Below are 25,516 nucleotides of genomic sequence, written 5' to 3' on the forward strand. Positions count from 1 at the left end.
TCGTACAGGCTTTCCGGACAACACCCGCCCGTGTGGTAACGATCCGGCAACGCGAGTTCTGACCGGTGTGAGCGGGCGATCGTCCAGGCCGTTTTCGCCCTTTGAGCCATATCAGTCCTCCGGGCCGGGTCGTGCGCGGAAGCAGCGAAGTACAGTCGACGGAGATCATCGGCGACGGGGGGCGACGGGTCTTACGATGACGAACTTCACCTTTGAGGCGACAGGATCCGGGTCTGTCGCCGCCCATCACATCGGGACGGCGATCACCGGCCCGGTCGCCATCCTCACGGCCGAGCTGCTGAACTCGGCGCGCGATGTCCAGGCGCCTGCCGGGTTCACCAATCTGCCGCCGCTCCCGCTGTGTCTCGGCCGCACCGACGCGCTGGGCCGGCTGCGCGGCACGCTCAGGGCGGAGCCCGGGCAGCGAGCCGCCAGGACTGCCGTCGTCCAGGGCCTCGGCGGCGTCGGCAAGAGCACCCTGGCGCTCGAGTACGCCCACAGACACCGCGACGAACACACGGTGGCCTGGTGGATCGCCGCCGGTTCTCCCGCCGGCATCGAGCAATCGCTGGCCGACCTCGCTCTTCGGCTGATCCCCACGTGGGCCGGCAGCGCATCCACCGAAGAGCGCGCCGCCTGGGCGACGATGTGGCTGCAGTGGCATCCGGGTTGGCTGCTGGTTTTCGACAATGTCGAGAATCCGGCCGATCTGCGTCCGTACATCGGCGCGCTGAACGGCTCCGTCATCGCCACCAGCCGACGGTCGGCCGGCTGGCCGACCTCCGTCGCGACGCTGGCCCTGGACGTACTCGACCTGGCCGCGGCAAGTGAACTCCTCTGCAGGCACGCGCTCGGCGAGACCCCGCCGACCCACCGTCAGATGCATGAAGCCCGGGCCCTCGCCGCTGACCTGGGGCAGCTTCCCATCGGTCTGATGCAGGCCGGCGCCTACCTGGCGCAAAACCCGACGATCGGCATCGAGCGCTACCGCCGAAGGCTGATCAGCGCGTTGGACAAGGCTCCTGAAGGTATCGCCCCAGAGCGCACCGTCGCCCGGATCTGGCGCCAGACGATCAGCACCCTCACGGAGCGCAACCCCCTGGCAGTATCCGTCCTTTCCGCGTTGGCGTGGCTGGCGCCCGATGACATCCCGGTGGAACTGCTGGCCCCTATCGCTGACGACAGCGACGAACTCCACGAGGCCCTTGGAGTCCTTGGGGTCTACTGCATGGTCTCCCTCACCCAGGACACGGTGAGCGTCCACCGACTGGTCCAGGCCACCCTCCGGAACCAGTCACCCCCTGGTGGCACGGCGCCGGCCGGTCGGCTGGAGGCCGAACGGCTGGAGGCCGAACGGCTGCTGTGCGCCGCGGTCATACCCCTGGGAGAACCGCCCGACGATGGCCGGTCCCCCGTATGGGATCGGCTGCTCCCACACCTCGTCGCACTCGCGGCCACCACTCCTGACGGGCACGCCGACACCTTTCCCGCCGGACGGTACGCGAGCGCCGCGAGCTACCTCGCTGGCCTCGGCCACGACGCCCGCGCCGTTCCGCTGCTCACGGCAGCCCTCGCCAGCTGCGAAGCACTCGCCAGCGCCGAGCACGAACTCACCCTGAAGGTCCGCGCGAACCTGGCCGGCGCCTACCACGGAGCCAGGGACTTCGGCCGGTCCATCGCGATCCTCGAACCGATGGTCGCCCAGTGCGCGCGGATCTTCGGAGAGTCACACCCGGGGACACTCACGGTCACCTCCAACCTCGCCAACTCCTACCGTGACTCCGGCGATCTGGCCCGTGCCGTCGCACTCCACGAGGGGACATTGGCCCGGCGTAGGCAGGCACTTGGCGAGGACCACCCCGACACTCTCGTCAGCTGCGAGGAACTGGCCCGCGCCTATCACGCGTCCGGCGACCTGGATCGTGCCATCTCTCTGCATGAGGCGACCCTCACGCAGTACGAGCAATCCCTGGGACCAACCCATCCTGCCACCCTGACCAGCCGGCACGGCCTGGCGGCGGCCTACCTCGCCTCAGGCGACCTGCCGCGCGCCATTCCGATGTACACCGCCGTGCTCGCCCAATGGCAGCAGGCGCTCGGCGACAGCGATCCCGAAACCATCACCAGCCGGAACAACCTCGCCTACGCCTATGCGATCGCCGGACGCCCAGAGCAGGCGGCGCAGCATCTCGAAACGGCCCTGGCCCGGTGCGAGGAGGTGTACGGCGAGGCGCACCCGGAGACCATCGCCGTCCGCGCGAACCTCGGCTGCGCCTACCGGGACGCCGGGAACCCGTCCCGCTCGCTCCCACTGCTGGAGACCGCGGCCGCGCAGAGCGCCCACCTGCTCGGCGACGCCCACCCCCAGACCCTGAGCACCAGGAACGGGCTGGCGCAGGCATACCAGGCCGCCGGTGACGCAGGACGTGCGATCGCCCAGTACGACACCGTCCTCGAGCACCGTGCCGCGCTGCTCGGCGAGACCCACCCCCACACCCTCGCCACCCGAAGCGGCCTCGCGAAGACCCACCTCGCGGCGGGCGACCCGGCCGGCGCCGTCCCGCTCTTCGAGACCGTCGTCGCCCAGTGCGAGCAGGTCTTCGGCGAGTCCCACCCGGACACTCTGGCGAACTACATCGGCCTGGCCGACGCACTGCGTCAGACGGACGATCCGGCGCGGGCCGTGCCCCTCGCGGAGACGACACTGGAGCGGTGCATCCGGTCGCTCGGCGAGGACCACCCGCACACCGTGGTGTGTCGGAGCAACCTGGCCATCGCACACCTCACGGTCGGCGACGCCCGACGCGCCGTCCAACTCCTGGAGGTCAGCGTGCGGAACGCCGGCCTCGTGTTCGGCGACACGCACCCACACACTGTCACCGGCCGGACGAACCTGGCCGCCGCCCACCTCGAGTCCGGCAGCGCGGAACAGGCAGTCGCCGTCCTGGCGGACATCCGCGCACAGCTGGAGGCCGAACTCGGCGGCACCCACCCGCAAACACTCCACTGCACCGCCATGCTGGCTCGCGCCCACGGCAGGTCCGGCAGCCCCGCCCAGGCGACCGAACTGCTGGAACAGAGCGTCGCGCTCACCGAGAAGGAACTCGGCGCCACCCACCCGGACGCACTCGAGCAACGGCAGTACCTGGCCGAGATCTACCGGTTCGCTGGCCGACCCGATCTGGCCGTGCCACTGCACGAAGCCAACCTCTCCCATTGGCAGCAGACCCTCGGTGACCACCCGAATGTCCTGAACGCCCAACTCACCCTGGCGGACACCCATCAGGAGGCCGGCGCACACCGAAAGGCGATCGCCCTCTATCGCGCAGCCCTCGACAGGATCGAACCCGTCCTGGGCCCGGAGAACCCGCTCGTCGCACAGATCTGCGCGAGGATCGACTCGGCCGAGTGGGGGGCGGCCTAGTCTGATGCCCGGCCTCAGTCACTGACAGGAATTCAGAGGTGGGTTGTGGGAGCGGAGATCGTGCAGTTCATGGGGCAGGCAGGGCCGTATCTGAGCGCGGCCTTGGGTGCCTACGGTGCGGGGGTGCTGGCCCGGGCTGAGGACGCCGCGGTGGGAGCGACGGCGAACGCAGGGCGCAGTATTCTGCATGCGGTCTGGGGGCGCCGGAGCCCGGCCGGACGCCCGGAACTGGAGGCGGCGGTACGTGAGGCGGCCGAGGAACCGGGGGACGCCGATGCTGCTGCCGCCCTGCGCCAGCAGATCAAGCGGACGCTACGGGAGGATCCGCAGCTGCTCGCCGAACTGGCCGCCCGGCTTCCCGCGGCCGGTGCTGTGACGATCACCGCGTCCGGTCAGCGGTCCATCGCCGCACAGACCATCGGCACGGCCGTCACCGGCGACAACACCACGATCCGGCCGTGACCCCGACTCCTCTCCCACGAGGCGTCCCGCTGACTCGGACATCGTTCGATCAAGCTCACAGCAGCCCGAGGGACCGCAACACGCGGTGCTGACTCGCCTCCGGCTTTTCGGGCCAGTAGAGGTAGCAGACCCCGCCCGTACCGCTTCTGACCTTGCCGTTCGCGTCGTAGCGTTTGGTTCTCAACCAGATGTTCTCCCATTCGCGGCGCCGGTAGACGCGGCGGACGGCCACGTCGCTGGGCGAGGCCGGGTCGTTGGCGATCACGTCGCCGTCGGCGGTGAAGCCGATGACCGTCATCAGGTGGCCCGAGGTGCCGTAACCCGCGCCGGTCAGCTCCGCCTTGAGGAAGGACTGGGAGGTGATGACCGGGACGCCGGCCCGGATCAGGGTCTCCACGTCGGTGAGCGAGCGCAGCCGGGTCACCACCGCGTTCATGTCGGTGTACGAGGCGGCGTAGGCGGCGTTGAAGGGCCAGTTACCGCAGCCCTCGTACTGGTGGTCGTAGGTGAACCGGGCGGCATGGCAGACCTGGGGGTCGGCGTACTCCGGGTTGACCCAGGCCAGGTCCTCGGCGGTGGGGCGGCGGTCCCAGTACTCGATGATCATCTGCGAGGAGGTGGGGCTGCACCAGGCCTCGCCCCCGTTGTCGTACTCCGGGTACTGGCCGACGTGGATGTTCTGCGAGTAGCACGGCACGGTCAGTTCGCGGTCGAGACCGGGCGTGGACGCGGGCACCGTGAACCGGTCGGGGACGTCCGAGGCCATCGCGCCGATCCGCCACACCGTCGGCGTGAGGGTGGTGCCGGGCGTGCGGTAGAGGGTGAGCCGCAGCCGGTACGAGACGAGCCGCAGCCCGCTCGCCGGGTCGTCGACCGAGAAGGTGTCCGTCCAGATCGACGCCTTGCCGTCGGTCTGGTCGTCGACCGAGGTACGCCGGATGTCGGTGTCGCCCGCGGCCCAGCGGCCCATCACGAACCAGGGCGTCTCGGTACCGTCGCCGTACGTGCCGCGCAGCTCCACCTGGAGCCAGGTGCCGGCCGGGGTGTCGGCGTTCCAGGAGGCGACGAGCTCGGTGGCCGGGACGGTGGAGGTGTGGCGGGGCGAGGTCCAGCTCGCGTACTCCCAGCCGCTCGTCCGCCCGGTGTGCGGGTCGGTGTACTCGGTGGTGCCCGCCGGGGTGCCGATGACGAGACCGGGGCGGCGGCCGGAGACGGCGCGGGTGCCGGCGGGCGTGCCGCAGCGCCAGTCGGTGTACGTGTGCCAGAAGCGGTTGTCGACGGCTCCGGCCGCCGGCGGGGCCTGGCCGGCCGTCGTCGTGACGGCCTCGTCGCCGCAGGTGTCGCCCCCGGCGCCGCACGGTGCGGCAGCGGCGGCGGAGGCGGGGATGGTGCTCGCGGCGGTGGCCGCGACCGTGCCGGCGGCCGTCGCGAGGGCGGCGGCGAGGACGGTTCTGCGCGGGGTGGCAGGGGGCATGGGCGGTGACCCTCCAGTCGGTGGTGGCGAAGGGACGGGCTGCGGGCCCCACTATCGCGGCTCGCGGACGGCTTCTGCCAGCGATTCGACCGGCGCCGCGCGAGCAATATTGGTCTGTGCCACTGGCGGACCGGGCCGCGCTGACCTGCGGACGGACGCGCCGGGCCGCGGCGGGGCGCCGGGATCGACTCGCCTACCCTGGGGCCATGGACGCTCTCGACCGCCTCGCCGCGGAACTCCTCCGGCTGCCGCCCTCCTGCGGTCCGGTGCGGCTGGTCGCGATCGACGGCCACGCGGGCTCCGGGAAGTCGACGCTCGCCGGGCGGCTCGCCACCGCACTCGACACCCTCCATACAGGCACCGCCACCGGGCCCGCGCCCGTGCTCCATCTCGACGACCTCGCCACCCACGACGAGCCCTTCGCGTGGACGGACCGGATGCTGCGCCAGGTGATCGGCCCGCTCTCCCGGGGCGAGCACGCGCACTACGCCCCGTACGACTGGGACCGGCGCCGCTTCGGCCCGCTCCGGCCGCTCCCGCCGGCACCCGTGGTCCTGGTGGAGGGCGTGGGGGCCGGGCGGCGGGTGCTGCGCCCGTATCTGGCGCGGCTGCTGTGGATGGAGCGCGGCCCCGAGGAGTCCTGGGTCCGCGGCCGGCACCGGGACGGGCATGAGCTCGCCGATTTCTGGGACGGCTGGACCGTGGCGGAGACTCGCCATTTCACCGAGGACCCTTCACGGCCGTTCGCCGACGCCCTGGTACGGGAGTGCGGAGAGGGTTACGTGTGGCTGCCCGGGCCTTCTGTGGCAGCAGGCGCGCACCAGACCATCACGTACCGTGACGGCTCCCCGGCCGCAAACTGAGCCGGCCGGATTCCGCTTGCGCGAGTGCCTCAACTCGGCTTGACCCAAGGGGCGTACAGGTCTTACGTTCTCAATGTGCGGCTCTCCGGAGCCGCCGCGGACGCGAAGCCCCCGGTTGTTCCCCCGTGATCGGGGGCTTCGTTCCGCCTCCCGATCTCACCGTCCGTAATCATCGGTGAACCGGCCGCCGCCACGTCGGAATCGAGCCGAACGGCCCCTGGCGGATCCCCCTGATCGAGGGGATCGCCTCCTTCTCCCTCTTCACACGCCCTCCACGCCGGTACGATGCCCCTCGGTGTGGTCAATTCCCGTCCACGTGAAGACGGTTGTGGGGGACCGATGGATTTCGGCACACAGGGCGCGCATGCCCCCGCCGAACTCGCCTGGCTGCGCGGAGTCGACGCTTACACCATGGGCGCGTATCCGCAGGCCGAGGAGGAGTTCCGGACGGCGGTACGCGTCGACCCCGGCATGGCGGACGGCTGGCTCGGCCTGCACGCGCTGCGGGTCGACACCACGACCGCCCTGCTGCGGATGTTCCGCCACCGGGAACGGTTCGGCGAACAGCGGGCACGGCACCGGCGGAACCTCAACTCCTGGTACTGGCTGGGCTGGTGGGTGCAGCCGGTCCTGGAGACCCCGCGCGACCTGCTGCTCGCGCACGCCTCGCACTGGCTCGACGGCCGCCATGTGGCCGAGCTGGACCGGGCGTTGGCGGGGCTGCCGCCGGTCGACACCGACTTACACGTGCGCTTCCTGCACGCCTGCCGGGCGTATCTCGTCAAGGACTGGGACCAGTTGGTCCGGCACACCGAGCCGCTGGTGGACGATCCCTTCCTCGGCATCGAGGCGGGCCTGTTCGGTGGCATGGCCCGGGTCCGCCTGGAGATGTACGGGCAGGCCGAGCCGATGCTGGCGGCCGCGCTCATGCGCTGCCGCAGCGAACAGCCACAGCGCAAGGAGCTCCGCTACTGGCTGGCCCGGGCACACGAGGGCACCGGCCGGACGGCCGCCGCGCTCCCCCTCTACCGGGCCGTGCACCGGATCGACCCGGCCTTCATGGACACCACGGCACGGCTCGCCGCGATCGCCGAGTACGACGGTTTCGAGGGGCCGGACGATCCCGGGCTGAGCGCGCCCCTGTACGGCGGGATCGGCCAGGACATACCGGCCGCCGTCGACACGGAGGCGGTGGCCGGGTTCGACCCGGAGGTGCCGGCCGGGGACGGGCTGCTGGTCAGCACCGAGGCCGTGCCCCCGTTCGTGCCGTCCGTTCCGCCGGAACCGCCGGAGCCCCCGGAGTTCGTCCGGCAGAAGGCGGCGGTGCCCCGCCAGCCGGTGCCGCCCCGCTTCCCCGCGAGCCCGACCGACCCGGAGCTGCTCGCGGACGCGCTGGAGCAGTTGGAGCGGATGGTCGGCATGGAGCCGGTCAAGCGGCAGGTGAAGGCGCTGTCGGCGCAGCTGGAGATGGCCCGGCTGCGCGCCGGGCAGGGGCTGCCCGTCCAGCCGCCGAAGCGGCACTTCGTCTTCTCGGGCCCGTCCGGCACCGGCAAGACCACCGTCGCCCGCATCCTCGGCCGGGTGTTCTACGCGCTCGGGCTGCTCGGCGGCGACCACCTCGTGGAGGCCCAGCGCGCCGATCTGGTCGGCGAGTACCTGGGCCAGACCGCCGTGAAGGCGAACGAACTGATCGACTCGGCGATCGGCGGGGTGCTGTTCGTCGACGAGGCGTACGCGCTCTCCAACACCGGCTACAGCAAGGGCGACGCGTACGGCGACGAGGCGCTCCAGGTGCTGCTCAAGCGCGCCGAGGACAACCGCGACCATCTGGTGGTGATCCTGGCCGGCTACCCCGAGGGCATGGACCGGCTGCTGGCCGCCAACCCCGGGCTCTCCTCGCGCTTCACGACCCGGGTCGACTTCCCCTCGTACCGCCCGCTCGAACTCACCGAGATCGGCCGGGTGCTCGCGGCGGCCAACGGCGACGGCTGGGACGAGGAGGCGCTGGACGAGCTGCGCTCGATCAGCGGGCACGTGGTCGAGCAGGGCTGGATCGACGAGCTGGGCAACGGGCGGTTCCTGCGCACCCTGTACGAGAAGTCCTGCGCGTACCGCGATCTGCGGCTGTCCGGCTTCGCCCGCACCCCGTCCCGCGAGGATCTGGCGACGCTGCGGCTGCCCGATCTGATGCAGGCGTACGGCGAGGTCCTGTCGGGCCGCGGCCCGACGGCCCGGGGCCCACAGGAACCGGGCCTCTGAGTCCCGTACGGCTCCCCCGGATGTACGGGAGCCGCCCGGGATCCAGGTCCCGGGCGGCTCCCGCTGACGACGGGCGTCGGCTCAGCTCGCCAGGGCCTGCGCCGTCCGCGGGTCCGGGTGCGACGCGGGCGCCACGACCCGGTGGGCGGGGTCGCGGACCTCGCCGACCAGCATCTCCAGGACGTCCTCCAGGGCGACCAGGCCGAGCACCCGGCCGGAGGCGTCCGCGACCTGCGCCAGGTGCGTGGCGGCCCGGCGCATCACGGTGAGCGCGTCGTCCAGCGGCAGCTCCGGCCGGAGCGTGGCCAGCGGGCGCCACACCTGCTGGGGCAGCGCGCGCTCCCGGTCCTCCAGGTCGAGGACGTCCTTCACGTGCACGAAGCCCATGAGGGTGCCCCGGCCCTCGGCGCGCACCGGGAAGCGGGAGTAGCCGGTCCGTACGGTCAGCTCCTCGATCTCGCGCGGGGTGGCCGACGGGGAGACCGTGACGAGCGCGGCCGCCGGTATGAGGACGTCCGTGACCGGGCGGGTGCCCAGTTCCAGGGCGTCCTCCAGACGCTCCTGCTCGGCCGGGTCGAGCAGTCCGGCCTGGCCGGCGTCCTCGACGAGCCGGCCGAGCTGCGTGCTGGTGAAGACGGCCTCCACCTCGTCCTTCGGCTCGACCTTGAAGGCCCGCAGGACCAGCGCGGCGCAGGCGCCGAGGGCGGCGGTGACGGGCCGGCAGACCCGGGCGAAGGCGACCAGGCCGGGGCCGAGGAGCAGGGCGGTGCGCTCGGGGTCGGCCATGGCCAGGTTCTTCGGCACCATCTCACCGATGACCAGGTGCAGGACGACCACCACGGCCAGCGCGATCACATAGCCGAGGGGGTGGATCAGGCCCTCGGGGACGTGGACGGCGTGGAAGACGGGTTCGAGCAGCCGGGCCACGGTCGGCTCGGCGACCGCGCCGAGCGTCAGGGAGGCGACGGTGATACCGAACTGGGCGGCGGCCATCATCTGCGGCAGGTGCTCCAGGCCGTGGAGGACCTGGCGGGCGCGGGCGCCGCCGAGCGGTTCGATCTGGCTGCGGCGGACGGAGACGAGCGCGAACTCGGCGCCGACGAAGAAGCCGTTGGCGAGGACCAGCAGGACGGCGAAGAGCAGGGGCAGGAGACTCATCGGACCGCCTCCGCGGCGACGGGCACCGGGGCGATGCGCATGAGGCGCACGCGTTCGGCGCGGTAGCGGTCGACCTGGCGGACCGAGAGCCGCCAGCCGGGCAGCTCGGCGCGGTCGCCGGGGGCGGGGATGCGGCCGAGCAGGTCGGCGACGAGCCCGGCGACCGTCTCGTACGGGCCGTCGGGCACGTCGAGTCCTATCCGGCGCAGGGTGTGCACCCGGCAGGAGCCGTCGGCCTCCCAGATCTGGGAGCCGTCGTCGGTGGGCACGGGCGCGAGCTCGGGCCGCGCGTCGGCGGCGGTGTCGTGCTCGTCGCGGACCTCGCCGACGAGTTCCTCGACGATGTCCTCCAGGGTGACGACGCCGGCGGTGCCGCCGTACTCGTCGACGACGACCGCGATGGGCTGCTCGCGGCGGAGCCGTTCGAGCAGGGCCTGGACGGGCAGCGACTCGGGGACGAGCAGCGGCGGGACGGCGATCCGGCCGACCGGGACCCGGTGCCGCTCCTTCGGTACGACCGCGAGGGCGTCCTTGAGGTGGACCATGCCGACGATCTCGTCGATCCGCTCGCGGTAGACCGGGAAGCGGGACAGACCGGTGGCCCGGGTGAGGTTGAGCACGTCGGCCGCGGTCGCGTCGGACTGCAGGGCGCTCACCTTCACGCGCGGGGTCATGACCTGGTCGGCGGTGAGGCCGCCGAGGGTCAGGGTCCGGACGAAGAGGTCGGCGGTGTCCTGTTCGAGGGCGCCGGCCTGGGCCGAGTGGCGGGCGAGGGAGACCAGCTCCCGCGGGGTGCGGACCGAGTCGAGCTCGTCGGCCGGTTCGACGCCGAAGAGCCGGACGAGCCGGTTGGCCACGGTGTTCAGCGCGGAGATCACCGGACGGAACAGGCTGGAGAAGACGTGTTGCGGGCCGGCGACGAAGCGCGCGACCTGCAGCGGCCGGGAGACCGCCCAGTTCTTCGGCACGAGTTCGCCGACGACCATCTGTACGGCGGAGGCGAGCAGCATGCCGATCAGGACGGCGATGCCGGAGACGGCGCCGTCCGGGAGGCCGGTGGCGCTCAGCGGTCCGTCGAGCAGCCCGGCGATCGCGGGCTCGGCGAGCATGCCGGTGACGAGCGAGGTGATGGTGATGCCGAGCTGGGTGCCGGAAAGCTGGAAGGACAGCTCGCGCAGCGCCGTGACGACGGTGCGGGCGCGGCGGTCGCCTTCGGCGGCGGCGCGCTCGGCGTCCGCCCGTTCCACGGTGACGAGGCCGAACTCGGCGGCCACGAAGAAGCCGTTGGCGAGGATCAGGAGGAAAGCTGCGAGGAGCAGCAGGAGAGAGACGATCATGCCGCCGCCTCGGACGAGGGGGCGGCGCAGGTACTACCGGACGATCCGTCCATTGCCGGAGGGAGTCACTCCTCGGGTCGAAGGTCTGCCTCGCGGGCCGCCGGCGGGCGGCCCTGCACACGCGAGACGGTGGCGCCGCTCGGCACCACCGCCATCAAGAGTAGTCACGTGCGGGCCGTCCCGGGCAGGGGGTCGGCCCCGGATGGGGGACGGATCAGGGTCCGGTACGGGGTCGGCTCGGGGTCTCCCCCGGTCCGCGCGCCCCCTCGTCGGCCCCTGTGCGCGGCTCTGACCGCCCCGGGTCCCGAGGCCGGATCAGGCGCCTTCGCGCCCGGTGCCCCGGCTGTCGGCGAGGGCCCGCAGAGCCCTCGCGTCCTCTATGGCCCGGCCCTTGGCGATGCCGGGCTGGATGCCGAGCACCGGCAGGCTGGTGCCGTCGCTCAGGTCGAGGAACACCCACGGATCGCCGGGGCGCAGGTTGACCCGCAGGATCTCGGCCCAGGCGAGCCGGCGGACCCGGGTGATGTTCACCACGGTCACGCCGTCGTCGTCGGCGACGACCTTGGGACGGCTGAGCATGACCAGGACACCCGCGAAGAGCGCGGCGACGAACACGAAGCTCATCCGCTCCCCCGGCGACAGCGAATCCAGCATCAGGCCGACGGCGCTGATGACGACGAACATCGCCACCCCACTCGTCAGCAGGACGACCCGGGTGCGGGCCGGCCGGAAGGTGACCGGAAGGGCGGGTGCGCTGGTGTCGGACATGCGGGTGTTCCGGCTTTCGGTACGGGGTGGCGTGAGGACGTCGGCGTGAAGTCGTCGGCGCGGGGTGGCCCCCGGCGCGGCTCAGAGCCGGCAGGCGTGGATGGCCGTGGTGAGGATGGCGCGGGCGCCCAGCTCGTACAGGTCGTCCATGACCTTCTGCGCCTCGCGGGACGGCACCATCGCGCGGACGGCGACCCAGCCCTCGTTGTGCAGCGGGGAGACGGTCGGGGACTCCAGGCCGGGGGTGAGGGCGACGGCCTGCTCCAGGTGCTCGGCGCGGCAGTCGTAGTCCATCATCACGTAGCTGCGGGCGACCAGGACGCCCTGGAGGCGGCGCAGGAACTGCTGCACCTTGGGGTCGTCGGTGGGGGCGCCGGCGCGGCGGACGACGACGGCCTCGGAGGTGAGGATCGGCTCGCCGATGACCTCCAGGCCGGCGTTGCGCAGGCTCGTGCCGGTCTCGACGACGTCCGCGATGATCTGGGCGACACCCAGCTGGATCGCGGTCTCGACCGCGCCGTCGAGGTGGACGACGGCAGCGTCGATGCCCTGTTCGGCGAGGTGCTTGCCGACGATGCCCTCGTAGGAGGTCGCGATCGTCATGCCGTGGAAGTCCTTGGGACCGGTCGCGGTGCCCGGGCGGGTGGCGTAGCGGAAGGTGGAGCGGCCGAAGTTCAGCGGCAGGATCTCCTCGGCGTTGGCTCCGGAGTCCAGGAGCAGGTCGCGGCCGGTGATGCCGATGTCGAGCCGGCCGGACGCCACGTAGATCGCGATGTCCTTGGGGCGGAGGTAGAAGAACTCCACCTCGTTGTCGGGGTCGACGGTGACGAGTTCCTTGGACTCCTTGCGCTGCCGGTAGCCCGCCTCATGGAGCATCTCCATCGCAGGTCCGGAGAGGGAACCCTTGTTGGGGACGGCGATGCGCAGCATGGGGTGGGCTTCCTTTGCCTCAGAGGTCGTACGTCGTGCGGGGTGGGGTGGTTCCGGTCCGGCGGCCCCTTCGGGGAGGGGCGGCGGGATCAGAGATGGGCGTAGACGTCGTCGAGCGAGATCCCGCGGGCGACCATCATCACCTGGACGTGGTACAGCAGCTGCGAGATCTCCTCGGCGGCGGCTTCGTTGCCCTCGTACTCGGCGGCCATCCAGACCTCGGCGGCCTCCTCGACGACCTTCTTGCCGATGGCGTGGACGCCCTTGCCGACCAGTTCCGCGGTACGGGAGGTCGCCGGGTCGCCGGTCTCGGCCTTGCTCTTGAGCTCGGTGAAGAGCTCTTCGAAGGTTTTGTTCGCCATGATGTCCTAAGGGTACGGGGTACGACGGCGCGCCTCAGCGCCAGGGTTCGCTCACCGTGCGCAGCGCGGTCGCGGTGGCGACGGCGGCGGTCACGGCCTCGTGGCCCTTGTCCTCGTGGGACCCTTCCAGGCCGGCCCGGTCCAGGGCCTGCTCCTCGGTGTCACAGGTCAGGACGCCGAATCCGACGGGTACGCCGGTCTCGACGGCGACCTGGGTCAGGCCGTTGGTGACGCCCTGGCACACGTACTCGAAGTGCGGCGTGCCGCCGCGGATGACGACGCCGAGTGCCACGACCGCATCGTAGCCGCGCCCGGCGAGCACCTTGGCCACGACGGGGAGTTCGAAGCTGCCCGGGACGCGGAGCAGGGTGGGCTCCTCGATGCCGAGTTCGGTGAGGGCGCGCAGGGCGCCGTCGACGAGGCCGTCCATGATCTTCTCGTGCCACTGGGCCGCGACGACCGCGACCCGCAGGTCACCGCAGGTCTTCACGCTGAGGACGGGTGCGCCCTTGCCGCTCATGTCTCTCCTTGCCGGGTTGTGCCTGTGATGCGGTGCCCCGCCCCTCGCCGTTCGTGAAAGGGGCGGGGTGCCGGGGTTACTGGTGGGGGTGGGTGCCGGCCGGGGTGGGGTCCAGCCAGGGCAGGTCGTGGCCCATCCGGTCCCGCTTGGTGCGCAGGTAGCCGAGGTTGTGCTCGCCCGCCTGGACCGGCATGGGCTCGCGGCCGGTGACGTCGAGGCCGTGCCGGGTGAGGGCGGCGGTCTTGTCGGGGTTGTTGGTGAGCAGCCGCAGGCCGCGCACGCCGAGGTCGGCGAGGATCCGCGCGCCGGCCGCGTAGTCGCGGGCGTCGGCGGGCAGGCCGAGCTCCAGGTTGGCGTCGAGGGTGTCGCGGCCGCGTTCCTGGAGTTCGTACGCGCGGAGCTTGGACAGCAGGCCGATGCCGCGGCCCTCGTGGCCGCGCAGATAGACGACGACACCGCGGCCGGCCTCGGTGATCCGCTCCATGGCCGCCTCCAGCTGGGGGCCGCAGTCGCAGCGCAGCGAGTGGAAGACGTCGCCGGTCAGGCATTCGGAGTGGACCCGGACGAGGACGTCCCGGCCGTCGCCGAGGTCGCCGTGGACGAGGGCGACGTGCTCGACGCCGTCGGTGGTGGAGCGGTAGCCGTACGCGGTGAACTCGCCGTACGCGGTCGGCAGCCGGACCTCGGCCTCGCGGCGGACGAGGGGCTCGGCGGAGCGGCGGTAGGCGATCAGGTCCTCGATGGAGATGATCGTCAGGCCGTGTTTGCGGGCGAACGGGACCAGCTCGGGCAGTCGCAGCATCACGCCGTCCTCGCCGGCGATCTCGACGATCGCGCCGGCCGGGCGGAGTCCGGCGAGCCGGGCCAGGTCGACGGCTGCCTCGGTGTGGCCGGGGCGGGTCAGCACGCCGCCGGACCGGGCGCGCAGCGGGAAGACGTGGCCGGGGCGGACGAAGTCGCCGGGCTCGTACGTGCCGGCGGCCAGCATCCGCAGGGTGGTGGCGCGGTCGGCGGCCGAGATGCCGGTGGTGACGCCGTGCACGGGGGCGGCGTCGACGGAGACGGTGAAGGCGGTCCGCATCGCCTCGGTGTTCTGCTCGACCATCTGCGGCAGCCGCAGGCGGTCGAGTTCGTCGCCTTCCATGGGGGCGCAGATCAGACCGCGGCACTCGCTCATCATGAAGGCGACGATCTCGGGGGTGGCCTTCTCGGCCGCGATGACGAGGTCGCCCTCGTTCTCGCGGTCCTCGTCGTCCACGACGACGACGGGACGGCCGGCGGCGATGTCCGCGACGGCCTGCTCGACGGGGTCGAGGGCGAGGTCGGTGGTGTCCCAGAACCGGCTGGTGGTGTCCGCGGGGAGCGCGTCGGAGGACAGGGGGCCGGCGGACGACAGGTGGGTGCTCACGCGTGGGCTCCTTCCAGGGCGGGGACGGTCCGCGACCGGAGCCACCAGTCGCGCATGCCCCAGACGACGAGGGCGAAGTAGACGACGTAGACCAGGCCGGAGAAGGCGAGGCCGCTGTGGAAGGCGAGCGGGACGCCGACGAGGTCGACGAGGAGCCAGGCGAACCAGAACTCGATCAGGCCACGGGCCTGGGCGACCATCGCGACGAGGGTGCCGACGAAGATGTACGCGTCGGCCCACGGGCTCCAGGAAAGCGACGGGTAGAGGGTGAACAGGCCGCCGACGGCGAGGGTGCCGAGGGCCGCGCCCGCCAGCAGCAGCCCGCGCTCCTTCCAGGTGGCGAAGCGGACGGCGAGGGAGCCGTCCTGGGCCTGCTGCTTGCCGCGGTTCCACTGCCACCAGCCCCAGGCGGCGACGCCGATGACGAGGAGCTGCTTGCCGACGCCGCCGGACAGGTGGGCGGAGGCGTAGGCGCCGACGAGGACGATGCCGGAGAGCAGCTGGGCGGGCCAGGTGAGGATGGAGCGGCGCCAGCCGAGGGCGAGGGCCAGCAGACCGATCGTGTTGCCGATCATGTCGGACCACAGGATGTGCTGGCCGAAGACGACGAACGCCTCGGAGTTGAGCCAGTTCACTTGACGTTCTCCTGTGCGTTCGGGCCGAGCAGCCGCTCGACGTACTTGGCGATGACGTCCACCTCGAGGTTGACCGGGTCGCCGGGCTGCTTGATGCCGAGCGTGGTCAGGGCGAGGGTGGTGGGGATGAGGCTGATGGTGAAGCGGTCGTCGCCGGCCTCGACGACGGTGAGGCTGACGCCGTCGACCGTGATGGAGCCCTTGTCGACGACGTAGCGGGCGAGCGGGGCGGGCAGGCCGACGGTGACGACCTCCCAGTGCTCGGAGGGCTCGCGCTTCAGGATCGTCCCGGTGCCGTCCACGTGGCCCTGGACGATGTGGCCGCCGAGACGTCCGCCGACGGCCATGGGCCGCTCCAGGTTGACCCGGGAGCCGGGCTCCAGGGCGCCGAGGGAGGAGCGCTTGAGGGTCTCGGCCATCACGTCGGCGGTGAACTCGCCGTCGGCGGTCTCCACGACCGTGAGGCAGACGCCGTTGACGGCGATCGAGTCGCCGTGCCGGGCGCCCTCGGTGACCAGGGGGCCGCGCAGTCGGAAGCGGGAGGCGTCGGTCAGCTGCTCGACGGCGACGACCTCGCCAAGTTCTTCGACGATTCCGGTGAACACGGTCAGGCTCCCTTGGGGGTCGGGACGGCAGAGGCGGTGGGAACGGCGGTGATACGGAGATCGGATCCCACGCGCGCGGTGTCGGTGACGTCGAGGCGCAACGCGCGCGTGATCGTGTTGATTCCGGCGTCGGCGAGGGCGGCGGGGCCCGCGCCGAGGAGGACCGGGGCGAGATAGCCGACGACCTGGTCGACGGCGCCCGCGGCGACGAAGGAGCCCGCGAGGGTGGGGCCGCCTTCGAGGAGGACGGAGCGGACACCGCGCGCGTACAGCCCGGAAAGCAGCTCGTCGACGCCGATGCGGCCGTCACGCAGGGGCAGCCGGAGCAGCTCGACGCCGGGCAGGTGCCGGGTGTCGGCGTCCTCGCCGACGACCAGCAGCGTGGGCGCGGCGTCGTCGAGGATCCGGGCGGTGGGCAGCACGCCGGCGCGGGTGTCGAGGGCGACCCGCAGCGGCTGGGCGGCGCCCTCGATGCCGCGGACGGCGAGGTGCGGGTCGTCGGCGCGGAGCGTGCCGCCGCCGACCACGACCGCGTCGGCCTCGGCGCGCAGCCGGTGGACCTCGGCGCGGGACGCGGCGGAGGTGATCCAGCGGGAGCTGCCGTCGGCGGCGGCGATCCGGCCGTCGAGGGTGGCGGCGTACTTCCAGCGGACGAAGGGGCGGCCGTGGCGTACGGCGGTGAGCCAGGCCAGGTTGCCGGCCTCGGCCTCGTCCTCCAGGAGCCCCTGCCCGACCTCGGTCCCGGCCGCGCGCAGGGTGTCGGCACCGCCGGTGGCCTCGCGGTTCGGGTCCCCGACCGCGTACACGACCCGGGCGATCCCGGCCTCGATCAGGGCCTGGGCGCAGGGGCCGGTGCGACCGGTGTGGTTGCAGGGTTCGAGGGTGACGTACGCGGTGCCGCCGCGGGCCGCGGAACCGGCCGCGGCGAGGGCGTGGACCTCGGCGTGCGGGCCGCCGGCGCGCTGGTGCCAGCCCTCGCCGACCGGGTGGCCGGACGCGTCGGTGACGACACAGCCGACGACGGGGTTGGGGCTGGTGAAGCCGAGACCGCGGGCGGCGAGCGCGATCGCACGTCGCATGGCGGTGATGTCGGCCTGGGTGGCCACCGGGTCCTCCTGCCTCTTCGGGCACGGACTCCGGGGCCTGTCGATGACGACAGAAAAGCGGAAACGACTCCTCGCGCAGGGTGCGCCGAAGGCCGGATCCTCTGGTACGCCACGTGGACCCGCCGGAGCGGGTACGGCGACCAGCGGACGTACGGCCGGCACACCCCTGGAAGAGGGGTCACCCGCCGCGCACTGCCTCCCATCCGGACTTTCACCGTCGGTCCAGGAATCTCACCTGGTCAACCGGCCGCTGGCTGCGGACGGGTCGCGGACTATAACCGCCGGTTCGGAATTACACCGACCCCGGAGTGCGCTGCTGCTGATACAGGCCCAGTCTGCCACGGCCCGCAAGGGGACCGACCCCCCGGGTGTCCGCCTGTGGCCCGACTCACATATCGAGCGGATCGCCGACCGTCGTCGACCGTCGCCGCCCGCCGTCACCCGGCACCGCCCGGCCTTACGCCTTTGGTCCAGACCTATTGACGCACTGGTCTAGTCCTCTTAATCTCCGTGTCACCTCCGAGGTACGGACCAGCGGTGTGCGCACTCCGCGGGCCCCACACGACCCACCCCCCTTGTTCGTTGTGTTCGCCCGACCTCCCCTGGAGGAACCGATCGTGCTCTCCCCCACGAAGAAGAGGGCCTCGCTGCTCACTTCCGGCGCGGCCGTCGCCGGACTGCTGATCAGCTCCCTCGCCTCGGGTGGCGTCTCGTACGCCGCCGACAACGCGTCCTGCCGCCCCGACGGCCTGTACAAGACGCCCGGCGTCGACGTCCCCTACTGCTCGGTCTACGACACCGAGGGCCGCGAGAAGATGGGCGCCGACCACCAGCGCCGCGTCATCGGCTACTTCACCGGCTGGCGCACCGGCAAGAACGGCGAGCCCGCCTATCTGGCCTCCGACATCCCGTGGGACAAGGTCACCCACCTCAACTATGCCTTCGGCCACGTCGGCGGCGACAACAAACTGTCCGTGGGCACCGACGGCCCCGACAACGCGGCCACCGGGATGACCTGGCCCGGTGTCGCGGGCGCCGAGATGGACCCCGCGTACCCCTACAAGGGGCACTTCAACCTGCTCAACAAGTTCAAGAAGCAGCACCCGAACGTGAAGACCCTGATCTCCGTGGGCGGCTGGGCCGAGACCGGCGGCTACTTCGACGACAGCGGCAAGCGGGTCGACTCCGGCGGCTTCTACTCGATGGCCACCAACGCCGACGGCTCGGTCAACCTGGCCGGCATCGACACCTTCGCGAACTCCGCCGTCGACTTCATCCGGAAGTACGGCTTCAACGGCGTCGACATCGACTACGAGTACCCGACGACGATGAAGGACTCGGGCAACCCGCTCGACTGGCAGCTCTCCAACGCGCGCCGCGCGGGCCTCGTCCAGGGCTACGCGGTCCTGATGAAGTCGCTGCGCGAGAAGCTCGACCGGGCCGGCGCCACCGACGGCAAGCACTACATGCTGACCGTCGCCGCGCCCTCCTCCGGCTATCTGCTGCGCGGCATGGAGACGTTCCAGATGCAGAAGTACCTGGACTACGTCAACATCATGTCCTACGACCTGCACGGCGCCTGGAACGAGTACGTCGGCCCGAACGCCTCGCTCTTCGACGACGGCAAGGACGCCGAGCTCGCCGCCGCCAACGTCTACGGCTCGGCGCAGTACGGCTCCCTCGGCTACCTCAACACCGACTGGGCCTACCACTACTTCCGCGGCTCGATGCCGTCCGGCCGGATCAACATCGGCCTGCCGTACTACACCCGCGGCTTCAAGAACGTGCAGGGCGGCACCGACGGTCTGTGGGGCAAGGCCGCCACGACCGGCTGTCCGGCCGGCTCCGGCCTGACCAAGTGCGGCGACGGCGCCTCCGGCATCGACAACCTGTGGCACGACAAGGACACCGCGGGCAAGGAGTCGCCCGCCGGCTCCAACCCGATGTGGCACGCCAAGAACCTGGAGAAGGGGATCGTCGGCGACTACGTCACCCGCTACGGCTTCCCCGCCGACACCAAGCTGACCGGCGCCTACGCCCGTAAGTACGACGCGACGCTGGTCGCCCCGTGGCTGTGGAACGCCGACAAGAAGGTCTTCCTCTCCACCGAGGACGAGCAGTCGGTGGGCGCCAAGGCCGACTACGTCGTCGACCGCGGCATCGGCGGCACGATGGTGTGGGAGCTGGCCGGCGACTACGGCTGGAACGCGGCCAAGGGCCAGTACGAGCCGGGCTCGACGCTCACCTCGCTGATGTACGACAAGTTCAAGGCGGCCGCCCCGTACGGCGCGAAGAAGGCGGGCACGACGCTGCCCACCCAGGCCGTCGACGTGGGCGTGGAGTTCACCGACTTCAAGCTGGGCGACTCCAACTACCCGATCACCCCGAAGCTGCGGATCACCAACAACACGGCGACGGCGCTGCCGGGCGGCACGGAGTTCCAGTTCGACTACGGCACGTCGGCGCCGAACAACGCCTCCGACCAGTCGGGCTTCGGGACGAAGGTGATCGCCAGCGGTCACACGGGCAGCAACGTGGGCGGCCTGAAGGGCGACTTCCAGCGGGTGTCGCTGAAGCTCCCGGCGTGGCAGTCGCTCGCCCCGGGCGCGACGGTGGACCTGTCGTTCAACTACTACCTGCCGGTGTCGACCCCGTCGAACTGGACCGTGACCATCGGCGGGACGGCGTACGCGCTCACCGGGGACCTGGCGCGCGGCACGACGACGGTGGAGCCGGGGACGACGACCCCGCCGACCACGCCTCCCACCACTCCGCCGACCACTCCCCCGACGACCCCGCCCACCACGCCTCCGACGACGCCGCCGACCACCCCGCCCACGGGCTGCGCCGCCCCGGCGTACACGGCCGGCTCCGTCTACAACGCGGGCCAGACCGTGTCCCACAAGGGCCACGGCTGGAAGGCCAAGTGGTGGACCCAGAACGAGGAGCCGGGCACGACCGGCGACTGGGGCGTCTGGCAGGACCTCGGCGCCTGCTGACCGTCCGCTGACGGAACGCACCTGAGACCCCCGGCGGCGGTTTCCCACGGCCCTTGCCGTCGCCGGGCCCCCTCTCCGCCCCGCGTCCGCGCCGCGCCCCTCCATCCCGGGGCGCGGCGCGGACGTGTCGTATCCGGGTGTCCGGGTTACGGGTGTCCGGATCACGGGTGTCCGGGTTACGGGTGTCCGGGTTACGGGTGTCCGGGTTACGGGTGTCCGGGTTACGGGAAGAGGGCGTCCTGAGCCGCGTCGCGGGCGGTGAGGAGGGCGCCACGCAGGATCGCGGTGTCGCCGAGCGTGGTGGCGCGGACCTCGGTGCGCAACGGGGAGAGCGTGGCGAGGCGGGCCTCGACCCGGGCGGCCAGGGCCGGGCCGCCGCGGTGGCCGGTCTCGCCGGCGAGGACCACGCAGCCGGGGTCGAGGACGGCGGCGACCGAGGCGGCGCCGAGGGCGAGCCGGCCGGCGAGTGCGTCGAGGAAGGCCGGATGCGCCGACTCCAGCGCGGTGGCCGGGTCCAGGCCGTGGGTACGGGCCAGGGCGTCGATGGACGCGGCGCAGGCCAGTTCGTCGAACCCGCCGTCGCAGCCGTGGGCCGAGGGCAGCCCGGAGGTGCCCGGCACCGGCAGGAAGCCGATCTCGCCCGCGCCTCCGGAGGCGCCGCGGCGCAGCCGTCCGTCGAGGACGACGGCGGCGCCGATGCCCTGGCCGAGCCAGAGCAGGACGAAGGTGTCCCGGCCGCCGGCCTGCCCCACGCCCTCGCCGCCGTTCTCGCCCCGGGCCGCGCCTTCGCGGAGTTCGGCGACGGCGGCCAGGTTGACCTCGTTCTCCACCAGGACGGTGGCGGGCAGCCGCTGCTGGAGCGTGGCGATCAGCAGCCGGTGCCATTCGGGGAGCTTGGCGGTGTCCCGCAGTTGGCGGGTGGCCGGGTCGATGAGGCCGGGCGCGCCGACGGCGACGCTGTGCAGCCGGGCGGCGCCGGCCGCGCGGGCGGTGCGTTCGAGGAGTGCCACGGCCTGTTCGGCGGCGGGTCCGGGGGCGGCTCCGGCACCGTCGCCGATGGGCAGGGTCGCCTCGGCGAGCGTGGTGCCCAGCAGGTCGGAGACGACGACGGAGACGGAACGCGTGCGTACGTCGAGCGCGGCGAGGTGGGCCCGGTCGGCCACGATCCCGTACAGCCGGGCGTTGGGGCCGCGGCGCTGGGCTCCGGTCTCGCCGACGATGTGCACGAGGCCGCCGCTCTGCAGCCGCTCCACGAGGTCGGCGACGGTGGGGCGGGAGAGCCCGGTGAGCGTCTTCAGCTGGGTCGCCGTCAACGGGCCCGCGTCCTGGAGCAGACGCAGGGCGAGCCGGTCGTTGAGGGCCCGGGCGGTGCTCGGGGATGCGGCCATGCGGTGATCCTCTCAGATGCCCGCGCGGGTCCGGCGCTCCCGCACTTCTATTTATCAGGCAGGGTTCCTGATAGTTTACGCGACGCGGAGTCGGCGTGGACTCGGCGCGGGGCCCGGCACGAGTTCGGCGCGCGCCGCGCCTCGCGCTGCGCACACTCGTATCCAGGGGTTCCAGGGAGGGACGGACCGATGGCGGACAGGATCGGCATCACACCAGGACTGCGGCGGGCCAGGTACGCGATCGCCGCCGTCTTCTGCGTCCACGGCGCGGTCACCGGCAGTTTCGCGACCCGGATCCCCTGGATCCAGGAGCACGCGGACGTCGGCGCCGGCCAGCTCGGGCTCGCGCTCGCCTTTCCCGCGATCGGCGCCTCGCTCGCGATGCCGCTGGCCGGCGCGATCAGCCACCGGCTCGGCGCCCGAACGGCCCTGCGCGGACTGCTCGCGTTGTGGACGCTCGCCCTGACGCTGCCCTCGCTCGCGCCCAACGTCTACACGCTGTGCGCCGCGCTCCTCGTCTTCGGCGCCACCGCCGGCATGTCCGACGTCGCCATGAACGCGCTCGGCGTGGAGACCGAGACCCGGCTCGGCCGCTCGATCATGTCCGGCTTGCACGGTATGTGGAGCGCGGGCGCGCTGATCGGCTCGGCCGCCGGCACGCTCGCCGCGCACCTCGGCGCGGACGCCCGGCTGCACCATCTGATGGCCGCGCTGATCCTCACCGCGCTCGGCCTGGTGTGCTGCCAGGGCGTGCTCGACCTGCGCAGCTCGCCCGAGGAGGAGGCCCCGCCGCGTTTCGCGCTGCCGCCGAAGTCCGCGCTGATCATCGGCGCCGTCGGGTTCTGCGCGGTGTTCGCGGAGGGGGCGAGCATGGACTGGTCGGCCGTCTACCTCAAGGGCGAGCTGGGCACCTCCGCCGGCCTGGCGGCCGCCTCCACCACCGCCTTCGCCCTCACCATGGCCGTGGCCCGGCTGGCCGGCGACCGGATCGTGGACCGGTTCGGCGCGGTGCGTACGGTACGGGTCGGGGGTCTGGTCGCCACCGTCGGCGGGGTACTCGTGGTGGCCGCCTCGCACGCCGCCCTGGCGATGGCCGGATTCGGACTGATCGGGCTCGGGGTCGCGGTCGTCGTCCCGCTCGCCTTCGCCGCCGCCGGGCGCAGCGGCCCGAACCCGAGCCAGGCGATAGCGGGCGTGGCGACCATCACGTACACCTCGGGGCTCATCGCCCCGTCGGCGATCGGCGGGATCGCCGACGCGACCAGTCTCGTCGTCTCGTTCTCGCTGGTCACCCTGCTCGCGTTCGGTCTGGTGCTCGGTGCGGGAGTACTCCGGACCCGGGCCCGCGAGGCCGCCGGAGGGGCCCCGTCGCGGGCCTCGGAGCAGGTCCGCTGACGGGCAGGATCACCGGGTCGGGGAACCGCCGTACTCACTGGTCGGTCGGGCGTGCCGTGCGGCATTACCATATGGCTGATCTTTTTCGGTCCCGACACGGCGGGGCCGGCCGTCACCGGACCCTGAGAACTGGAGCGACCACATGAGCCTCGGCGTGCGCTGGACCCTGCACGGCGACGGGAAGACACCCGCTCCCGGGGCCGTCGTCCGGCCGGACGAACGGCTGACCTGGCCGCGGACGATCGGACTCGGCGCCCAGCACGTGGTCGCGATGTTCGGCGCGTCCTTCGTCGCTCCCGTCCTCATGGGGCTGGACCCGAACCTCGCGATCATGATGTCCGGTGTCTCCACCGTGATCTTCCTGCTCGCGACCCGCGGCACCGTCCCCTCGTACCTGGGCTGCTCGCTCTCCTTCGTGGGTGTCGCCGCCGCGATCCGGGCCTCCGGCGGCACCAGCGCCACCGTGACCGGCGCCGTGTTCGTGGTCGGCGCGGCGCTGTTCCTCGCGGGCCTCGCGGTGAAGAAGTTCGGCGCGCGGATCATCCACGCGGCCATGCCGCCGATCGTCACCGGCGCCGTCGTCATGCTGATCGGCTTCAACCTGGCGCCGGTCACCGCGTCCACGTACTGGCCGCAGGACCAGTGGACGGCCCTGCTCACGATGCTGTTCACCGGACTCGCGGTGGTCTGCCTGCGCGGTTTCTGGTCGCGTATCGCGATCTTCCTCGGCCTGATCTTCGGTTACGGCATCTCGTGGCTGTCCGACCTGGTCTTCGGCAAGATCCACTCGGTGTCCGCGAGCGGCCAGGTCACCGACCACTGGCGGCTGGACCTCTCCGGTGTCTCCAAGGCCGACTGGTTCGGTCTGCCGTCCCTGCACGGCCCCACCTTCGAGTGGTCCGCGATCCTCGTCGCGCTGCCCGTCGTCATCGCGCTCATCGCGGAGAACGCCGGACACGTCAAGGCCGTCGGCGAGATGACCGGGGACCCGCTGGACGACAAGCTCGGCACCGCCATCGCCGCCGACGGCGTCGGCTCCATGCTGTCCACCGCCGTGGGCGGCCCGCCGAACACCACGTACTCCGAGAACATCGGCGTCATGGCCGCCACCCGGGTCTACTCCACCGCCGCCTACTGGGCCGCGGCCGGCTTCGCGCTGCTGTTCGGTCTGTGCCCGAAGTTCGGCGCGGTCGTCGCCGCCATCCCCGGCGGTGTCCTCGGCGGCATCACCGTGATCCTCTACGGCATGATCGGCCTGCTCGGCGCCCAGATCTGGATCAACGCCAAGGTCGACCTGCGCAACCCGCTCAACCTGGTGCCCGCCGCGGCCGGCATCATCATCGGCGTCGGCGGCGTGAAGCTGACCTTCACCGACACCTTCGAGCTGGGCGGCATCGCGCTCGGCACCCTGGTCGTCATCACCGGCTACCACGTGCTGCGCGCCTTCGCCCCGGCCCACATGAAGCAGCAGGAGCCGCTGCTCGACTCCGGTACCAGCTCGTACGAGAGCGGCGGCGAGGACGCGTCGAAGAACTGACGGATTCGTCCGATCCGGGGAAGCCGGGCCTGTGGAGTTCCCTCCCGGGCCCGGCTTTTGCGAATCTGCCCTCATGGCGCAGACCCGGCAGTCCTCCCGGCAGTCCTCCCCGCAGTCCCCCGAGCGGCTCACCCGGCCGCCCGACGCCGAGCCGTCGGCCGGCCCGGCGGACGGGTGGGACGCCGGGCCGATCGGACCGTTCCTCGCGGTCGACCCCGTGGTGGACCGGCTGCGGGCGCTGCGCACGGCCTGGAGCCCGGCCGACGGGGTGGCCGTGTTCAACCGGGTCTATCTGACCGTCACCGAGGAGATCGGCCGGGCCATCGAGGCGGGCGCCTTCGCCGACCGGAAGGCCGCCACCACCCTCGACGTACGGTTCGCGGAGCGCTATCTCGCGGCCGTCGACGCCGTCGCGGCGGACGTCGCGCCCCCCGCCTGCTGGCGGCCGCTGTTCGACTACCGGCGCCATCCCGGGGTCCTGCCGCTCCAGTTCGCGCTCGCCGGGATCAACGCGCACATCGGGCACGACCTGGCGCTCGCGGTCGTCGACACCAGCCGGGCCCTGGACTGTACGCCCGCCGACCTGGAGGACGAGTTCGACCGGGTCGGCGATGTCCTCGTCCTCATGGAGGAGCGGGTACGGGAAGAGCTGATGCCGGGCCCGGACCTGCTGGAGGTCACGGACCCGCTCACCCATCTGCTCGGCTGCTGGAGCCTGGAGCGGGCCCGCGACGGGGCCTGGCTCGCGGCCCGGTCGCTGTGGCAGATCCGCCGGCTGCCCGCGCTGGCCGAGGAGTTCGCCGAGCGCCTCGACCGGTCGGTGGGCCTGGTGGGGCGGATGCTGCTCACGCCGCTCGCCCGGCGGCCCTGACCCGCCCCTTCGTCC

At 72.2% G+C, this 25,516-nt stretch carries 20 protein-coding genes and 1 riboswitch; of the genes, 8 read left to right on the forward strand and 12 right to left on the reverse strand.

The annotated features are described in order from the left end of the window. The first annotated feature begins 196 nt into the window (after nt 1-196). The gene (locus ABZ693_RS09965; RefSeq protein ID WP_359875293.1) at nt 197-3,424 is read left to right on the forward strand and encodes a tetratricopeptide repeat protein; all 3,228 of its coding nucleotides are present in this window, start codon (nt 197-199) and stop codon (nt 3,422-3,424) included. A gap of 45 nt (nt 3,425-3,469) precedes the next feature. Next, nucleotides 3,470-3,886 carry a hypothetical protein gene (locus tag ABZ693_RS09970; RefSeq protein ID WP_359875294.1) on the forward strand — a complete coding sequence of 139 codons (417 nt, stop codon included), beginning with the start codon at nt 3,470-3,472 and terminating at the stop codon, nt 3,884-3,886. Nucleotides 3,887-3,941: 55 nt separating this feature from the next. Here ABZ693_RS09970 and ABZ693_RS09975 read toward each other — a convergent pair whose 3' ends face one another. After that, entirely contained in the window at nt 3,942-5,360 is a 1,419-nt protein-coding gene (locus tag ABZ693_RS09975) for a C39 family peptidase (RefSeq protein ID WP_359875295.1), read from the reverse strand. 206 nt (nt 5,361-5,566) lie between these two features. On the opposite strand from ABZ693_RS09975, the gene ABZ693_RS09980 reads away from it, so the two are divergent. After that, nucleotides 5,567-6,223 (forward strand): uridine kinase family protein, encoded by a 657-nt coding sequence (locus ABZ693_RS09980; RefSeq protein WP_359875296.1) that lies wholly within the window; start codon nt 5,567-5,569, stop codon nt 6,221-6,223. A gap of 339 nt (nt 6,224-6,562) precedes the next feature. Further along, on the forward strand, nt 6,563-8,482 hold the full coding sequence (locus tag ABZ693_RS09985; protein ID WP_359875297.1) for an AAA family ATPase: 1,920 nt from the start codon (nt 6,563-6,565) through the stop codon (nt 8,480-8,482). An 81-nt stretch (nt 8,483-8,563) separates the two neighbouring features. On the opposite strand, the gene ABZ693_RS09990 is transcribed toward ABZ693_RS09985, so the two are convergent. The 10 genes from ABZ693_RS09990 to ribD all read right to left on the reverse strand — a co-directional run bounded on the left by ABZ693_RS09990 (nt 8,564) and on the right by ribD (nt 17,311). Then, nucleotides 8,564-9,640 carry a hemolysin family protein gene (locus ABZ693_RS09990; protein ID WP_359875298.1) on the reverse strand — a complete coding sequence of 359 codons (1,077 nt, stop codon included), beginning with the start codon at nt 9,638-9,640 and terminating at the stop codon, nt 8,564-8,566. Next, a complete protein-coding gene (locus tag ABZ693_RS09995; RefSeq protein ID WP_359875299.1) occupies nt 9,637-10,977 on the reverse strand; it encodes a hemolysin family protein in 1,341 nt (446 codons plus the stop codon). Before ABZ693_RS09995 ends, ABZ693_RS09990 begins: the two co-directional genes overlap by 4 nt. 315 nt (nt 10,978-11,292) lie before the next feature. Beyond that, nucleotides 11,293-11,745, reverse strand: coding sequence for a PH domain-containing protein (locus ABZ693_RS10000; RefSeq protein WP_359875300.1), 453 nt, complete (start codon nt 11,743-11,745; stop codon nt 11,293-11,295). A gap of 81 nt (nt 11,746-11,826) precedes the next feature. Then, complete coding sequence (hisG, locus tag ABZ693_RS10005; RefSeq protein WP_359875301.1) at nt 11,827-12,675, reverse strand: ATP phosphoribosyltransferase; 849 nt, start codon at nt 12,673-12,675, stop codon at nt 11,827-11,829. A gap of 89 nt (nt 12,676-12,764) precedes the next feature. Then, nucleotides 12,765-13,037, reverse strand: a complete 273-nt coding sequence (locus ABZ693_RS10010; RefSeq protein ID WP_359875302.1) for a phosphoribosyl-ATP diphosphatase — start codon at nt 13,035-13,037, stop codon at nt 12,765-12,767. Nucleotides 13,038-13,071: 34 nt separating this feature from the next. Continuing rightward, entirely contained in the window at nt 13,072-13,557 is a 486-nt protein-coding gene (ribH, locus tag ABZ693_RS10015) for a 6,7-dimethyl-8-ribityllumazine synthase (RefSeq protein WP_359875303.1), read from the reverse strand. Nucleotides 13,558-13,633: 76 nt separating this feature from the next. After that, nucleotides 13,634-14,935 (reverse strand): bifunctional 3,4-dihydroxy-2-butanone-4-phosphate synthase/GTP cyclohydrolase II, encoded by a 1,302-nt coding sequence (locus ABZ693_RS10020; protein ID WP_359875372.1) that lies wholly within the window; start codon nt 14,933-14,935, stop codon nt 13,634-13,636. 26 nt (nt 14,936-14,961) lie between these two features. After that, nucleotides 14,962-15,540: a nicotinamide mononucleotide transporter family protein gene (locus ABZ693_RS10025; RefSeq protein WP_359875373.1), complete on the reverse strand. Its 579-nt coding sequence runs from the start codon at nt 15,538-15,540 to the stop codon at nt 14,962-14,964. Nucleotides 15,541-15,596: 56 nt separating this feature from the next. Next, entirely contained in the window at nt 15,597-16,205 is a 609-nt protein-coding gene (locus ABZ693_RS10030) for a riboflavin synthase (RefSeq protein ID WP_359875304.1), read from the reverse strand. 2 nt (nt 16,206-16,207) lie between these two features. Continuing rightward, a complete protein-coding gene (ribD, locus tag ABZ693_RS10035) occupies nt 16,208-17,311 on the reverse strand; it encodes a bifunctional diaminohydroxyphosphoribosylaminopyrimidine deaminase/5-amino-6-(5-phosphoribosylamino)uracil reductase RibD (RefSeq protein WP_359875305.1) in 1,104 nt (367 codons plus the stop codon). Between the two features lie 185 nt (nt 17,312-17,496). Further along, a riboswitch (FMN riboswitch) is annotated at nt 17,497-17,627 on the reverse strand. Between the two features lie 301 nt (nt 17,628-17,928). Between ribD and ABZ693_RS10040 the strand changes: the two genes are divergently transcribed. Beyond that, on the forward strand, nt 17,929-20,310 hold the full coding sequence (locus ABZ693_RS10040) for a chitinase C-terminal domain-containing protein (RefSeq protein ID WP_359875306.1): 2,382 nt from the start codon (nt 17,929-17,931) through the stop codon (nt 20,308-20,310). A 221-nt stretch (nt 20,311-20,531) separates the two neighbouring features. On the opposite strand, the gene ABZ693_RS10045 is transcribed toward ABZ693_RS10040, so the two are convergent. Beyond that, nucleotides 20,532-21,698 carry an ROK family transcriptional regulator gene (locus ABZ693_RS10045; protein WP_359875307.1) on the reverse strand — a complete coding sequence of 389 codons (1,167 nt, stop codon included), beginning with the start codon at nt 21,696-21,698 and terminating at the stop codon, nt 20,532-20,534. A gap of 189 nt (nt 21,699-21,887) precedes the next feature. Between ABZ693_RS10045 and ABZ693_RS10050 the strand changes: the two genes are divergently transcribed. From ABZ693_RS10050 to ABZ693_RS10060, 3 genes are all read left to right on the forward strand, one after another. Further along, nucleotides 21,888-23,093, forward strand: a complete 1,206-nt coding sequence (locus ABZ693_RS10050) for an MFS transporter (RefSeq protein WP_359875308.1) — start codon at nt 21,888-21,890, stop codon at nt 23,091-23,093. Between the two features lie 142 nt (nt 23,094-23,235). Continuing rightward, nucleotides 23,236-24,630, forward strand: coding sequence for a uracil-xanthine permease family protein (locus ABZ693_RS10055; RefSeq protein ID WP_359875309.1), 1,395 nt, complete (start codon nt 23,236-23,238; stop codon nt 24,628-24,630). Nucleotides 24,631-24,703: 73 nt separating this feature from the next. Next, the gene (locus ABZ693_RS10060; RefSeq protein WP_359875310.1) at nt 24,704-25,501 is read left to right on the forward strand and encodes a DUF5995 family protein; all 798 of its coding nucleotides are present in this window, start codon (nt 24,704-24,706) and stop codon (nt 25,499-25,501) included. The last annotated feature ends 15 nt before the right edge of the window (nt 25,502-25,516 follow it).

The sequence above is a fragment of the Streptomyces laurentii genome, assembly GCF_040635425.1.
GTDB classification, from domain to species: Bacteria; Actinomycetota; Actinomycetes; order Streptomycetales; family Streptomycetaceae; genus Streptomyces; species Streptomyces laurentii.

What these genes read in the sequence shown, in the direction of transcription:
- ABZ693_RS09990 (WP_359875298.1), bottom strand. Translation starts at nt 9,640, where the DNA reads ATGAGTCTCCTGCCCCTGCTCTTCGCCGTCCTGCTGGTCCTCGCCAAC.
- ABZ693_RS10050 (WP_359875308.1), top strand. Translation starts at nt 21,888, where the DNA reads ATGGCGGACAGGATCGGCATCACACCAGGACTGCGGCGGGCCAGGTAC.
- ribH (WP_359875303.1), bottom strand. Translation starts at nt 13,557, where the DNA reads ATGAGCGGCAAGGGCGCACCCGTCCTCAGCGTGAAGACCTGCGGTGAC.
- ABZ693_RS09980 (WP_359875296.1), top strand. Translation starts at nt 5,567, where the DNA reads ATGGACGCTCTCGACCGCCTCGCCGCGGAACTCCTCCGGCTGCCGCCC.
- ABZ693_RS10045 (WP_359875307.1), bottom strand. Translation starts at nt 21,698, where the DNA reads ATGGCCGCATCCCCGAGCACCGCCCGGGCCCTCAACGACCGGCTCGCC.
- ABZ693_RS10060 (WP_359875310.1), top strand. Translation starts at nt 24,704, where the DNA reads ATGGCGCAGACCCGGCAGTCCTCCCGGCAGTCCTCCCCGCAGTCCCCC.
- ABZ693_RS10010 (WP_359875302.1), bottom strand. Translation starts at nt 13,037, where the DNA reads ATGGCGAACAAAACCTTCGAAGAGCTCTTCACCGAGCTCAAGAGCAAG.
- ABZ693_RS09965 (WP_359875293.1), top strand. Translation starts at nt 197, where the DNA reads ATGACGAACTTCACCTTTGAGGCGACAGGATCCGGGTCTGTCGCCGCC.
- ABZ693_RS09995 (WP_359875299.1), bottom strand. Translation starts at nt 10,977, where the DNA reads ATGATCGTCTCTCTCCTGCTGCTCCTCGCAGCTTTCCTCCTGATCCTC.
- ABZ693_RS10055 (WP_359875309.1), top strand. Translation starts at nt 23,236, where the DNA reads ATGAGCCTCGGCGTGCGCTGGACCCTGCACGGCGACGGGAAGACACCC.
- ABZ693_RS10025 (WP_359875373.1), bottom strand. Translation starts at nt 15,540, where the DNA reads ATGATCGGCAACACGATCGGTCTGCTGGCCCTCGCCCTCGGCTGGCGC.
- ABZ693_RS09985 (WP_359875297.1), top strand. Translation starts at nt 6,563, where the DNA reads ATGGATTTCGGCACACAGGGCGCGCATGCCCCCGCCGAACTCGCCTGG.
- hisG (WP_359875301.1), bottom strand. Translation starts at nt 12,675, where the DNA reads ATGCTGCGCATCGCCGTCCCCAACAAGGGTTCCCTCTCCGGACCTGCG.
- ABZ693_RS09975 (WP_359875295.1), bottom strand. Translation starts at nt 5,360, where the DNA reads ATGCCCCCTGCCACCCCGCGCAGAACCGTCCTCGCCGCCGCCCTCGCG.
- ABZ693_RS10000 (WP_359875300.1), bottom strand. Translation starts at nt 11,745, where the DNA reads ATGTCCGACACCAGCGCACCCGCCCTTCCGGTCACCTTCCGGCCGGCC.